Raw genomic sequence first — 12,339 nt, forward strand, 5'->3', positions numbered from 1 at the left:
TTATGCCCCGGTGGGCATGACACCCGCGGGGCTAGCATGGGGGCATGCGCGTTCTCTTCGACGGCTTCTGGTGGGCGCGAGGCCCTGCCTCGAATCGCCAGGTTCTGCGCGAATTCATCTGGGCCTGGGAACGCGAATTTCCTGAAGACGAGATCACCGTCGCCGTTCGCCGGGCATCCATTCAGGTCGCCACCTCAGAGCTGCCTAGTCGGGTCGCCGTAGTCGGCACGCGAGTGAAACCACAGGGCGTGAGCGCGATTCTTGAATTGCCATTTGTCGCGAAACGGCTGCACGCCGATGTGACCATCACGCACAACTTCACGCCAGCGTTTGGGCCTACAGCGGTGTTCATCCACGACTACATGTTTCTGACCTCGCCGGAGTGGTTCACTCTCACCGAGCGCCTCTACTTCAGCCTGATGCCGCTGACGGCGCACCGGGCCACGTGGCTCTTCACGTCATCACGAAACGAAGCCGAGCGCATTGGTCGACTGAGCCGTGGCCGCACTGTCGTTCCGGTGGGTCTTGCTGTGGGGCGAGGCTTAGCGGATGCTGTTCCCCGCAAGCCTCAAGGCCTCGACGGATTCACCGGAGATTTTTTGCTCTGCGTAGGCAGACTCAACGCTCGCAAGAATCTCGCCAACACCATCCAAGCGGCGCTTTCGTCAGGGCGGGCAACTCCAGATTCGCCTCTCGTGATCGTTGGCGAGCCTCAAGGGCGCACTGCTGAGCTTCCTGGCGATATTACTGAGGCCGTCGAACGTGGGGCGGTTCGATTTCTTGGTTTCATCGACGATGACGAACTCGCGTGGCTGTATGGCAACACGGCGCTGCTCCTGTTTGTGACCCGAGACGAAGGGTTCGGCCTTCCCTCCCTCGAAGCGCGCCACTTTGGCGCACCGGTAGTGGTGAGCGATATCCCTGTGTTCCGCGAAATTTTGGGAGCGAATGCTAGCTATGTGGATCCGGATAATGTTCCCGCTATTGCTGAGGCGATCCGCTCTGCCCCCGCTCGAGCTGCAGTCACGGCGCCAGGCGATCTCGGTTACTCGTGGGAGGCCTCCGTTCACTCACTGCGCGCAACAATTCTGGCCGGCACCACCGGTAACTGACTCCGGAGGTTAGCCCGCCGCTGATGGCGCAGCTCGCTTCGCAATGCTGGCGAACTTGGCGCCCGATACCAGCGAGCAGGATCGCAGGGCACCGCGGCCTCCCGAGATGGCCGCCGGTTCCATTACGACCCTTCTGCTCAACGTGGCAGCGTTCGCGTGCACGAAAGTCCCACCTCTCGTGGCACACATCAGCGACGGGTGTTTACCCTCACATACCTCCCGACGGCAACTGTGAGGGCGCTTGGGGCGCAGAGGAGGTGCACTGGTGGTAGTTGTCTGGGCCGTTCATCGCGGTCGCGCGAACGTCCCCTGGCGCGCGCATCATTAGTACGCACCGACAGGATGGATGAGTACCTTGAACGTGCGCCACATTATGACGAGGTCACCGACGACCGACCAGTTCTCGACGTAGTAGAGGTCGAGGCGCATGCTGTCTTCCCAATTCAGATCCGACCGTCCATTGATTTGCCACATGCCGGTAAGCCCAGGCTTGATGTACATGCGCCGGTTTACCTTCCCTTTATACGCACGCACTTCGTTGGGCAGCGGCGGACGTGGCCCGACGAGGCTCATGTCGCCTTTCAGCACGTTCCAGATTTGTGGCAGTTCATCAAGCGAATACTTTCGGATGAATCGACCTATTTTGGTGACTCGCGGATCGTTCTTCATTTTGAAGAGCACCCCCGAACCCTCGTTCTTCTGAGTGAGTTCAGCCAACTTTTCGGAGGCATCCGTGACCATCGAACGAAACTTGAACATTCGGAACGTTTCAAGGTTGCGCCCCACCCGCACTTGGCTGAAGAGAGCGCCCCCTGGACTGTCCAAACGGATCAGCACAGTTAAGAGGAGAAAGAGCGGCGAAAGAAAGGCAAGCGCGAGGGCAGAGACAACGATGTCGAGGCCACGCTTGACGACGTGCTTTCCCCCTTCGAACTGGGGAATTTCAACGTGGATAAGAGGAAGGCCTTCAACGGGCCGAAAGTGGATGCGCGGCCCTGCCACATTCGCTAGCCGCGAAGCCAGTATCAGCTCGGCGGCCGTGCCCTCGAGTTGCCACGCAAGGTTGCGGATGAAGTCATTTCCGCAGCCATGATCACCAGCAACGATCACAGCGTCAGCGCCAAGCTCGGCAGCGGTCGCAGCGACCCGTTCTGGACCGAATTCATACCTCGTGGAGGAATCAGATTTCGGCGAGTGTTGAGAATCCGGTTCCGTCAACACTCCGACAACGGCGAATGCCGCACTCAGGTTGCCTTTGATTCGCGATACGACGTAGTCGACTTCGCTGCTCGTACCGACAATGACGGCCCGTGAAAGTGCGCGGCCGAGTCGTCGTTGCCGAGTGAGCCAGCGTCGCCACGACCACCGACTGGCGAGAAGTACGATGACTCCGATCGCCATCGCCAGCACTGCGCCTTTGCCGGGGAAGCCGGCTTCGACGATCAGAAGCGTGATGGATAGCAGCCCAAACATGGTCATGCTGGCGGTGATGAGGCTCTTGTACTCGTTGGCGCCGGCACCGATTACTCGCCGATCTCGAGTGTGGAAAATCTGGAGCAACGCGAGCCAAATCATCGCGACACCAGCTAGGCCAAGCCACATGAGGGGGTTCACGCTGACGAGAAAGACGGGGATGCTGGTCAATTCTGCTCTGGTCGAGAGCGCGGCGATCATCGTGAAACAAATGATTACGGCATCCGTAATGAGTAGTTTCGTCTCATACGTGCGAGCCCAGGCCAAGCCTGACTCTGGATGCCGCGTGGTTGCTGATAGCGGATGAAAGTCGGTTGAATCCACCAACCGCAGGTGGCCGCGCTCTCGCTCGGGAGCGGGCTGGGCGGGTAATTTTCTGAGTTCACTCATTTCTCAGCTCTCGGGGAGAAATGAGTGCTCAGGCAGCGGGTAAGGCTCGGGTGCTGGTTGGGGGCGGGTGATTTTGGGGATGGGTAAAACGGCTCTTGCATCGGGATCACGACATTTCGGGTGTCGGTTTTTTGCGCACTAGAACTTGCGCCCGACGGGGGACGGGCGCTGGGGGAGGCGCGCTGGTTGGCACGCGCTGCGGGGCGGGTAGGTGGTGCCTGCTCTTGCGGGTACTGACCCCCAATAAGGGGGTAGTGAGTGAAACTACTCCCGTTGCCCCGATGGGGCATACCCCCCTTTAGGGGGTCATCCGGCGTGTCGAATGGATGTCGATGACATATGTGGGCATTCGAATGCAAACGTCCTCTGCCACGATGGGCATGCCCGACCTCAAGAATGAGCGGGTGAGTAACTGCCAATTCTTCACAGTTCTGGGTCGAGCATTGGTCCCGCGACGGAGATCTTTAGCGTCGATATTTCGCGCAAGTCCGCGGATATTGAGTGCTTCGCGGTCAACTGCACGGTCATTACGCCTACTACTGCCGCACCGCCGCTTGCACCGGATACCCGACACTCGGCGCATGCTCCTTAGCGCGGGCCAGCCGAGCCAGCAGCAACCCCAGGATGAGTTCGCCCCCATGCTTCACGGATCACGAATCCGACTGGACCTCGTCCAAGTGGTCTACGAATTCACCAGCGGTAACGTAACCGCACGACGGCGCCCTTCCGTCCACACGGGCACCGGGACGGTCGTGGTCACGGTCGTGGTGTAGTTTTCGAAGAGAACTCAGCTATCACCCCACGAAAGGTTTCCGGTCCACTATGAGTGATGTCAACATCCGACCGTTCCGGATTGTTGCGTGGTGGGCAAAGTTGGCGTTCTACTGCACCTATCTCATTAGCGGGAGACTTCTGTTCTTCGTTCTCGATTCCGCGGGGGCACCACCTGCTGCTTCCCTCGTGTGTGGGGTGGCATTCAGCTCGTTGGCATTTGTCGTGGGGGTGCGAACTTTTCGCGGCGCAGCCGAGCCACTTGCGGCGCCTCGCCCCTGGTGGCGAGCGACCGCCCGCCCTCCAGCCGGGTTCATTCTCGGCATGCTGACGACAATCCTCGCCCTGAACGAAGTATGGCTTCTCGTCGTCGAGACCCCTCACGGACCGTTCGCGCTAGCAGCGAGCATCATTTCCCTACTTCAAACGCTTCTCGTGACTGGCTACTTCTTCAACTCATCAGTGCGACTGCTCGCCCTGCCGCTCGAGCCCAAGCCTGCGCCCTCGGGTCTTGTGCAGCCGTCACTCACCCTCCGCGACCGACGCTCTCCACCCAGATAGAGGTACAAGCGCCCACTAAAACTCATTTTCTCTAGCAGGTTGCCTCCCCCAACCGATAGCGTCGATTTATCCTGTGCTGCGCAGGAATCACGAGGGGGCTGAAGGGTACGTGAAGGATCTGCAGCCGCGTGAGCAGTGGTTCAAAGACCAGCGACTCTCAGTGGAGTTGGTTTGCTCAAGCACCCCGCTTCCGGAATCACTACTGCCAGTAAGCCTGCTCACAGAAGAGGTGTTGAGCGTTGGCTACCGAGTCGGATTGCTTTCGGTTTCTGATGCGGTGCGGATAACGCTCCAACGGTTCGAAGAAGGAATGACACTGACACCGCGGGAGGAGCGCATCGCGTTCAGCTTCCGTGAGGAAGAACGCGAGATCGGAGTGGAGCTACTTAGCGTGAGTTTGCGCGCCTTCCCCGAGGCAGCACGAGTCTGTCGCTTCCTCACCGTGAGTCTCTATCGCGAGGCGTGGGATGAGCTGGATGACCCACAGGAGTCACTTCAGTCCTTCTTAATTACCTGGCAAGCCGGTAATGCGGAGTTTGGGGAGTATTGCAGCCCAGAACCCCGAGTCAGCGACCTCGTCCATTTCGACCGCACACAGCGCCGCGCGCTGGCGAGCCTCGATCGCGCGCTCGACTTTGAGAAGTCTGAGTTGTTGCAGCCACACAAGGAGACGTCGTAATGGGTGCAACGCTCCCGATCGTTCTGGATGAGAACGGTGATCTTTCGATGTTCCTCACCATCGAAGCTGCCTGTCTTGCCGTTGAAGCGGTCGACGTTGTTAACGAAGAGTACGAGGGGTTCGATGCACTCGGCCGCAGGCTGATCATCTCGGTTCACGGAGAACGCGTCTCTATCGATGTGAACGTCAACGGTGAGCCGGAACCCGCCGAGTTTGCACAACGACTGCGCAACTACTTAACCAACGACGGGGTGAGGCAAAGCGGGATAGAAATTTCGGCCGATGCAACACTGCCAGAACTCGTGCACGCCCTAATGAGGTACCAGTATGGCGTCGGCGGTCCGGCGGGCTACGGCACACTGGGCCTGCGCGGGTTGCGGACTCGCGTCGGGTGGGAGATTCATCGTGGGCTGAACGTTTTTCGCATTTCAGCAACGTGGATTCCATGGAACCGCCATCGGGGTCGCGGTCGAATCGAGTTGGTCCGTGGACCGGAGGAGCTGAAGTGACCGCAAACATTTCCGCACTCGTTGCCGAGAAGGTGGCCGAGCGGATCGCAGCCCACTTTCCGGCGATTCAGGTCGTCGTGCATCCGCAATTCCTCAACACATTTACGGCGACAGTTGACTTCACTCCACCCACGCCCGGGGCTGTCGACATCTCTGTGACCGTGGTTTCTGACGGCGGCTACGTTCTTGAGGCCGGCCCCGATCTCGTCTTCGAGAGCAACACCGAACCCGGCGACATCGACGCCCAGGTAGCCGAGATTGCGGAGCAGATTGAAGCCTTCGGGCAGTGCGGAGTGGTGAAACTCCAGACGCGCCCCTTTCTCGGTTTCCTCTCCCCCACGCTGCTTGGAGCGCCCGGCGCCGACCCCGAGCTCGACAAGTGGATGGCGCGCCGCACCTCCCGCGTGATCCGCACGTGGAAAGCGTGGGTGTGATGCCTCTCGAACAAAGAATGACGCTCGTGCCGGGATCAAGCGCACGGCGCCTGCATCACCTCGCCGGTCAATTCATTGGCCTGTGCGTCATGCTCGAGATCGTGGGGATCACTCTGGTTATCGTCGGCACGCAAGGCATTCCCGTCGCGTATCCGGCCGGGGTCACGCTCTCGCTAGCGAGCGGGCTCGCCCTCGGGTGGATTCGGTTCTTCGGCTACAACCGAGTCGAGACTCGCGAGCAGCGTGAAGCTGCTGCGGGCTACAACACGATCAGCAGCCGACGGTACGAACTCCCACTCGTGCACGATGTCACCGGCGTGATCCTGCGGCTTCCCCGCAACTACGACGCGACAGCCACACCCGCCCAGTAGCTGCCATCGGGGAACGAAAACTCGGCGACCGATGACTCGTGCATCTGCGCCGAGTAGCCCGGTGCCATCGGCACCCGGTAGGCGCCGTTCTCGACGATGCAGGGGTCAACGAAGTGTTCGTGCAGGTGGTCGACGAACTCGGTTACCCGGTTCTCGAGAGTGCCCGACACAGCGACGTAGTCGAATATCGAGAGGTGCTGCACGAGCTCGCAGAGGCCAACGCCACCAGCGTGCGGGCAGACCGGAACGCCAAACTTCTTGGCCATCAGGTACACGGCAATGATCTCGTTCGGGCCGGCGAGGCGGGCCGAGTCGAGCTGGCAGAAGTCGATGGCTTCGGCCTGGAACATCTGCTTGAAGAGCACACGGTTCATACCGTGCTCTCCCGTCGCAACACCAATGGGCGCAACGGCCTTGCGGATAGCAGCGTGACCGAGCACGTCATCCGGACTCGTCGGCTCCTCAACCCACAACGGGTCGAACTGCGCGAGCGCCTTTACCCAATCAATAGCCTCATTGACGTCCCAGACTTGGTTCGCATCGATCATGAGCTTCGCGTCGGCACCGATGACTTCGCGGGCAATACCGCAGCGCCGGATGTCATCGTCGAGATTCGCACCGACCTTCAGCTTGATGTGGCGGTAGCCGGCATCCACAGCCTCCTGGCAGAGTCGGCGAAGCTTCTCGTCGGAGTAGCCCAACCAGCCAGCACTCGTTGTGTAGCAGGGGTAGCCCGACTCGGTGAGTTCGGCAATGCGCTGCTCCTTGGTGGGAGCAAGTTCGCTCAGCATCGCGATCGCTTCGTCTTTGGTGAGAGCGTCGGTGAGGTACTGGAAGTCTGCGGTGTCGACAAGCTGCTTAGGAGTCATGTCGGCGAGCAACCGCCACAAGGGCTTACCCGCGCGGCGAGCAGCAAGATCCCACACGGCATTCATCACGGCGGCCATCGCCAAGTGCTCGACACCCTTCTCTGGCCCAAGCCAGCGCAATTGCGAATCAGACTTCAGTTCGCGGTAGATGCCACCAAGGTCGCCGACGATCTCGTCAACATCCCGACCAACGAGCGGTGCAGCTCGCTGTTCAGCAGTGAGCGCACAGATGTCATTGCCTCGGCCAATGGTGAAGGTGAAGCCGTAGCCCGCGACGCCCTTTTCGTCAGTGCGGAGTACAACATAGGCGGCCGAGTAGTCGCCATCCTTGTTCATCGCGTCAGAGCCGGCGGCGGTGAGCGACGTCGGAAAACGCACGTCGTAGACGTCAACGCTGGTGATAGTAGTCATGCTGAAGAGTTCTCCTTGCTCAGAACAGAAATACAGAAATGGGGCGCTGGTAGTGCGCGGGCTCTGCTCGTCTAACTAGTCACTGTGGAAGACCTCGGGCAGCTCTTTCCACCACTCACCGTCGGCACGATCATCCAGTGGTCGTTGCAGTGGTTCTTGAAGTGCCCACCACCGCTTGGTTTCGGGATCTGCGGCGATAGCGGCCTGATCAGCTTCGTAGTCGTCACCCGTGTACTCGAAGTACGAGAACAGCAGGTCGCCGTGACGATAGATCGAATAGTTGTGGATGTTGCTGGCCGCTAACCGTTCGAGAATCGTTGGCCACACGGCGGCATGGTATCGCTCGTACTCTTCGCGGTTCTCGGGTGGGAGGCCGATGACCTGGGCTACTCGTTTCATGGTTATCCCTTCACCGCACCAACCGTTTGTCCTCGCATCAAGAAGCGCTGGGCCGTGAGGAACACGATCAGCAGGGGGATCATGGAGATGAACGTGGCGAGCGCGAGCTGGGGCATGTAGAGCTTCACGTCGAGGCCTGCTGCCACTGTTGCGTTGAACAGTGGGCTGGCACCGATGAGCTCTTGGATGCCGATCGAGATGGTCTTGTTCTCCTGGTTAGAGGTCAACAGTGCCAAGGGGAGGAAGAAGTTGGTCCAGTTAGCCACGAAGGAGAAGAACGCGACGAGCGCGATGACTTGCTTCGAAATGGGCAGTGCCACGTAGAAGAAGGTCGAGATCTCGCTGAGGCCATCGATCCGGGCTGCTTCTACCAGCTCTTGCGGCATTGTCGTCATGAAGTGGATATAGACGAGGTACGTGCCGAAGGGGAAGAAGCCCATGATTACTGCCACTGGCCACAATTGGCCGACGGCGCCGATGGCATTCACTTCGAGGAACAGCGGGATGACGAGAACGGTGTTGGGCATCACCATGGCGAGCAGGGTAGCGAAGAGCAGCACCTTGCGGCCGCGGAACCGCAGTCGAGATAGTGCATACCCTGCTGGCAGCGCTGCAACGAGGGCGAGCACTCCGCCAACGATGGCGATCACGAGCGAGTTTCCTACCCAGCGGGTGAAGAGGCCACCATCACCGGGGCCGAAGCCATTGATCTGGCTCCAACTGAACACGACGTTGTCCCACGAGATTCCGCCGAGGCCAAGGAAACCATCGGTTCCCGCGAGCACACCTTCTTGGCTGCGGAAGGCCATCGCGATGAAGCCGATGATGGGCAGGATGAAGGCGGCAGCAACGATCACCATGACGGTGATGCGGGCAATCCGGCCAACCGTCCAGTGTTTGGCGCCGACGACGCCGGGAGCGCTGTTGCTCATCGCTTCTTCTCCTTTTCGTCGCCGAAGAGTCCACTCTTCATCACGATGACGACTCCAATGCTGAGGGTAATTACGAGCAGAATGATGGAGAGCGCTGCTGCGGCGGGGAAGTTTCGGTTCGTGAACGCGAAGGCGTAACCCAGCTGGGTTGGTGCCCACTCGCCCGCAATCGCGCCAGAGGAAATCTGTCGCAGCAGGTACGGCTCGAGGAAGAGCTGGAAACCGTAGGCGAGGTTCATTAGGGCTGCATAGCCGATCCAGGGGCGGATGAGCGGAAGCTTGATATGCCACGCCAAATCCCACGCGCGTGCGCCGTCGATCTTGGCTGCCTCAAAGATTTCGTCTGGAATACCGTTGAGGCCGCCATTGACGACAATGATCCACGTTCCGACGCCTTGGAAGAACAGCATTCCGGTGAGAATCATCGGCATGTTGCCGTCGGTGACGATCTCTTTGAGCGACCCGAACCCGACTTCTTGCCAGAGTGGCGCGAGCGGTGACTGGGTGGGGTGAAGGAGGTAGACCCAGAGCACGAAGTTCGCGATTCCGCTCAACGCTCCCGGGATGAAGTAGAAGAAACGCATTGTGTCGCCAAAGCGTCCGGGGCTGGCATGTACCAGCAGCGCCAGGCCGACGATTCCGACCATCATGAGCGGCAACCACACGATCATGACGGAGAAGATGTTGATGAACGTTCCGGAGAACCGATAATCGGTAATTACCGTGATGAACGAGTCAAAGCCGCCGAATCCGCTGGTGGGGTCGACGAGTGTTGGAGCTTTTTGCAGGGCGATCCAGAAGGCGTAACCGATGGGGATTGCTGCGGCAACGAGAAGCAGGGCGAGGTAGGGGGCAAGCAAAATCCAGGCGCCGCGGGCTTCTGCATGGCGTGTGCGGTGACGCCGAGGGGTGGTGGATGCACGGGGGCCGATAGCCGGTGGCTCCGTACCTTTCGTGGCTAGCGTTGAGCTGCTCATGTATTCCTCGCCTATGAGTTGTGGAGTGGAACAGAGTGTGGGGGCCTCAAGGATCTGAAACCCCCACACATGCTGTGCCTAGCTGGTTGCTGCTATTCGGCGGTGACCGTGTAGCCGACTGAGTTGGCGCGGTTCACGAGCTCTTCTCCGAAGGTACCGAGCGCATCACTCATCGAACCGTTAGCGATCAGCGTGGGGCTAACTGTCTCGGTCCACGCTGCACCCGTGTCGTAGAGCATGTAGGAGTACGGCGCTACTGCTGCTGCCGCATCCTTGAATGCTTGCTGCACGGAGGCAACATCGGCGAAGTAGCCGTCAGCTTCGAGCTTGGCGAGCCAAGCATCCTGAATCGGGCCGTAACCGGGGAGACCGGTTGACAACTCAACCTGCCACGCCGGGTCGGTTGCGACGAAGGTTGCGAAGGTCAGCGTGTTTTCGAGCTGCTTTCCGGTGATGTGTGAGGAGACGCCCCAGAGGCCGCCACCTTCGTTACCGGCGGTCGGGCTTGATTCGCCTTCCCACGTCAACGGTGCACTTGCACTCATCTGGCCTGCAGGGATCTTCCAGGTATCGCGGAAGAGGTAGTTGCCCCACCAGACGGCACCGGGGCTCATCACGAGGTTGACACCAGCTGCTGCGGCGTCACCATCGAAGATGCCCTGAGTTGTGAGTGCGCCACCGTCGTACATCTGCGTGAGCAGTTCGTTAGCGCGAACACAGTTCGGGTCGTCGAGGTTGATGTGAACTTCCGACTCGGAAAGGCGGTCGTTCGTGGGGCAGTCTGCTGCCTGAAGGTAGCGGTTGACGGCATAAGCGTCGCCCAAGAATCCGCTGATCTTGTCAGGGTGCGCTGCTGCAATTTCCACAGCGAGGTCGCCGTACTCTTCCCACGTGGTGGGAAGCGTGTAGCCGTTCTCGTCGAAGAATGCCTTGTTGTACCAGAACACGTCAGGGGCAGCGTCATTGCGGAGGCAACGAATCTGACCATCGATGTCGCAGAACGAGAGCACTGCGGGGTCGTAGCCGTCGATAACATCGGGGAGCAGATCGGTGAGGTCTGCGGCGTAGTTGCTCGCTGCACCAGTCGCCCACGCGATGTCGTCATTGGAGGGGAAGAAGATGGCGTCAGGCCATCCTGATCCGGCAGAGTCGAAGTTGGCGAATGCCTGCTTCACGGTCTGCCCACCGACGGTGCCATCGATCTGGACAACGTCGATTTCGATCTCAGGGTGTGCTTCCTGGAAAGCTTCTGCTGCGGGAACACGGGGCGGGTCAACCCACACCGTGATTTTTCCACCCGAGTCAGTTTGTTCGGGGGCGGTTGCGCCTCCGTCAGCTGAACAGCCGGATAGAACGAGTGCAGCGGCGGAAATTATGGCCACTCCTGCACTGGCGGAAAGAAACCTCTTCGTCTTCATTGACACTCCTAGGTGAGTTACTACTGCTTCGTAGTGGAGAGACGCGAGGCGCTGGAACGGCTCGGTTTCTCCGGTGCTCAAACGTTATACCAACCCAGTAAGTTGTGCAAACGTTTGATCAAAGGTTTTTCAACTGTTATCTACGGGTTTGTGCGCGGCACCTCAATAGCCAATGCGCGGGGGATCGATGCGGTAGAACTCCGCGGCGGTGCGGCCAAGCAGTTGTTCGCGGTCTGCGGCATCCACGCTGTCGAAGAGCGGTTGGAGGCCCTGCCAGACCCGCGTATACCCGCCGGCGAGCACCGAAATCGGCCAGTCGCCGCCATACATCAGTCGCTTCGGCCCGAAGACCTCGATGGCCCGTTCGAAATAGGGGCGAACGTATTCGGTGGTCCACTGCTGTGGATCGCCAGCCGCCGAATAGAGCCCGCTGATCTTCGCGTAAACATTCGGGTTCTCGGCAGCAATCTCAATCGCCGACCACCACGGTTCACGCTCGTCGAGCCCGATCGGCGGTTTCGCCAAATGATCGATCACCATGCGAAGTTCGGGATGCCGCCTCGAGAGTTCTGGAATCAGCGCGAGGTGCTCCGGAAGAACTGCGACCACGTCGAAGGTGAGCCCAGCGCGCTCCAGCACAGTGAGCCCCTCGTCGACGTTAGGTCGCAGCAACCACTCCGGGTCTTCCTGGGTATGAATGAGCGTGCGAACCCCGACCATGCGCGTATCGCCCTGCCACGATTCAAGCGTTCGTGCCGCTTGCTCGGGGCGATCAATCGGGGCGTAGCCGACAATTGCCGCTACCTCGTGGTGCGCCGCTGCTGACTCAACCATGAGCCGTGTGTCATCGAAGTTGTCGGCAGACTGAACCTGAACGGTGTAGTCAATACCGGCATCCCGCAGCTCAGGAATCAGTTGGTCGAGCGTCATCACCTGGTTTATTGGGGCCAACGAATCGTCGAGCCAGTCATAGTGCGCCCTGTTGGGGTTCCAGACATGCTGGTGAGAGTCAATGATTGGAAAAACCACTGTG

The 12,339-nt window shown here is 59.7% G+C and carries 13 protein-coding genes; 6 read left to right on the plus strand and 7 right to left on the minus strand.

Features of this window, described 5'->3' with window-relative positions:
- Positions 1-44 precede the first annotated feature (44 nt).
- Positions 45-1,112, plus strand: coding sequence for a glycosyltransferase family 4 protein (locus tag AC1ENN_RS13840; RefSeq protein WP_480406292.1), 1,068 nt, complete (start codon positions 45-47; stop codon positions 1,110-1,112).
- A 324-nt stretch (positions 1,113-1,436) separates the two neighbouring features.
- On the opposite strand, the gene AC1ENN_RS13845 is transcribed toward AC1ENN_RS13840, so the two are convergent.
- Positions 1,437-2,975, minus strand: coding sequence for a sugar transferase (locus AC1ENN_RS13845; protein WP_480406293.1), 1,539 nt, complete (start codon positions 2,973-2,975; stop codon positions 1,437-1,439).
- 822 nt (positions 2,976-3,797) lie between these two features.
- Here AC1ENN_RS13845 and AC1ENN_RS13850 point away from each other — a divergent pair.
- The 5 genes from AC1ENN_RS13850 (at position 3,798) to AC1ENN_RS13870 (ending at position 6,300) form a co-directional block, all read left to right on the plus strand.
- Positions 3,798-4,307: a hypothetical protein gene (locus AC1ENN_RS13850; protein ID WP_449647787.1), complete on the plus strand. Its 510-nt coding sequence runs from the start codon at positions 3,798-3,800 to the stop codon at positions 4,305-4,307.
- Positions 4,308-4,416: 109 nt separating this feature from the next.
- Positions 4,417-4,986 (plus strand): hypothetical protein, encoded by a 570-nt coding sequence (locus tag AC1ENN_RS13855; RefSeq protein WP_480406294.1) that lies wholly within the window; start codon positions 4,417-4,419, stop codon positions 4,984-4,986.
- Positions 4,986-5,495 carry a hypothetical protein gene (locus AC1ENN_RS13860; RefSeq protein ID WP_480406295.1) on the plus strand — a complete coding sequence of 170 codons (510 nt, stop codon included), beginning with the start codon at positions 4,986-4,988 and terminating at the stop codon, positions 5,493-5,495. The genes AC1ENN_RS13855 and AC1ENN_RS13860 overlap by 1 nt, the downstream gene beginning before the upstream one ends.
- The gene (locus AC1ENN_RS13865; protein ID WP_480406296.1) at positions 5,492-5,929 is read left to right on the plus strand and encodes a hypothetical protein; all 438 of its coding nucleotides are present in this window, start codon (positions 5,492-5,494) and stop codon (positions 5,927-5,929) included. Before AC1ENN_RS13860 ends, AC1ENN_RS13865 begins: the two co-directional genes overlap by 4 nt.
- A complete protein-coding gene (locus tag AC1ENN_RS13870; RefSeq protein WP_480406297.1) occupies positions 5,929-6,300 on the plus strand; it encodes a hypothetical protein in 372 nt (123 codons plus the stop codon). Before AC1ENN_RS13865 ends, AC1ENN_RS13870 begins: the two co-directional genes overlap by 1 nt.
- On the opposite strand, the gene AC1ENN_RS13875 is transcribed toward AC1ENN_RS13870, so the two are convergent.
- The 6 genes from AC1ENN_RS13875 to AC1ENN_RS13900 all read right to left on the minus strand — a co-directional run bounded on the left by AC1ENN_RS13875 (position 6,270) and on the right by AC1ENN_RS13900 (position 12,335).
- The gene (locus tag AC1ENN_RS13875) at positions 6,270-7,580 is read right to left on the minus strand and encodes an L-fuconate dehydratase (protein ID WP_449647792.1); all 1,311 of its coding nucleotides are present in this window, start codon (positions 7,578-7,580) and stop codon (positions 6,270-6,272) included. The two genes, AC1ENN_RS13870 and AC1ENN_RS13875, sit on opposite strands and share 31 nt — an antisense overlap.
- Positions 7,581-7,655: 75 nt before the next feature.
- Positions 7,656-7,979: an L-rhamnose mutarotase gene (locus tag AC1ENN_RS13880; protein WP_449647793.1), complete on the minus strand. Its 324-nt coding sequence runs from the start codon at positions 7,977-7,979 to the stop codon at positions 7,656-7,658.
- Positions 7,980-7,981: 2 nt separating this feature from the next.
- A complete protein-coding gene (locus tag AC1ENN_RS13885) occupies positions 7,982-8,911 on the minus strand; it encodes a carbohydrate ABC transporter permease (RefSeq protein WP_449647794.1) in 930 nt (309 codons plus the stop codon).
- Positions 8,908-9,888 (minus strand): carbohydrate ABC transporter permease, encoded by a 981-nt coding sequence (locus tag AC1ENN_RS13890; RefSeq protein ID WP_480406298.1) that lies wholly within the window; start codon positions 9,886-9,888, stop codon positions 8,908-8,910. The genes AC1ENN_RS13885 and AC1ENN_RS13890 overlap by 4 nt, the downstream gene beginning before the upstream one ends.
- Before the next feature lie 92 nt (positions 9,889-9,980).
- Positions 9,981-11,306 (minus strand): ABC transporter substrate-binding protein, encoded by a 1,326-nt coding sequence (locus AC1ENN_RS13895; RefSeq protein WP_449647796.1) that lies wholly within the window; start codon positions 11,304-11,306, stop codon positions 9,981-9,983.
- Positions 11,307-11,468: 162 nt separating this feature from the next.
- On the minus strand, positions 11,469-12,335 hold the full coding sequence (locus AC1ENN_RS13900; RefSeq protein ID WP_449647797.1) for an amidohydrolase family protein: 867 nt from the start codon (positions 12,333-12,335) through the stop codon (positions 11,469-11,471).
- Positions 12,336-12,339: the final 4 nt, after the last annotated feature.

This window comes from Rhodoglobus sp. G.S.23 (assembly GCF_056675935.1).

Excerpts from the sequence above, each read along its gene's own strand:
- AC1ENN_RS13860 (WP_480406295.1), top strand. The coding sequence starts at position 4,986 with ATGGGTGCAACGCTCCCGATCGTTCTGGATGAGAACGGTGATCTTTCG.
- AC1ENN_RS13850 (WP_449647787.1), top strand. The coding sequence starts at position 3,798 with ATGAGTGATGTCAACATCCGACCGTTCCGGATTGTTGCGTGGTGGGCA.
- AC1ENN_RS13890 (WP_480406298.1), bottom strand. The coding sequence starts at position 9,888 with ATGAGCAGCTCAACGCTAGCCACGAAAGGTACGGAGCCACCGGCTATC.
- AC1ENN_RS13885 (WP_449647794.1), bottom strand. The coding sequence starts at position 8,911 with ATGAGCAACAGCGCTCCCGGCGTCGTCGGCGCCAAACACTGGACGGTT.
- AC1ENN_RS13845 (WP_480406293.1), bottom strand. The coding sequence starts at position 2,975 with ATGAGTGAACTCAGAAAATTACCCGCCCAGCCCGCTCCCGAGCGAGAG.
- AC1ENN_RS13880 (WP_449647793.1), bottom strand. The coding sequence starts at position 7,979 with ATGAAACGAGTAGCCCAGGTCATCGGCCTCCCACCCGAGAACCGCGAA.
- AC1ENN_RS13895 (WP_449647796.1), bottom strand. The coding sequence starts at position 11,306 with ATGAAGACGAAGAGGTTTCTTTCCGCCAGTGCAGGAGTGGCCATAATT.
- AC1ENN_RS13840 (WP_480406292.1), top strand. The coding sequence starts at position 45 with ATGCGCGTTCTCTTCGACGGCTTCTGGTGGGCGCGAGGCCCTGCCTCG.
- AC1ENN_RS13870 (WP_480406297.1), top strand. The coding sequence starts at position 5,929 with ATGCCTCTCGAACAAAGAATGACGCTCGTGCCGGGATCAAGCGCACGG.
- AC1ENN_RS13875 (WP_449647792.1), bottom strand. The coding sequence starts at position 7,580 with ATGACTACTATCACCAGCGTTGACGTCTACGACGTGCGTTTTCCGACG.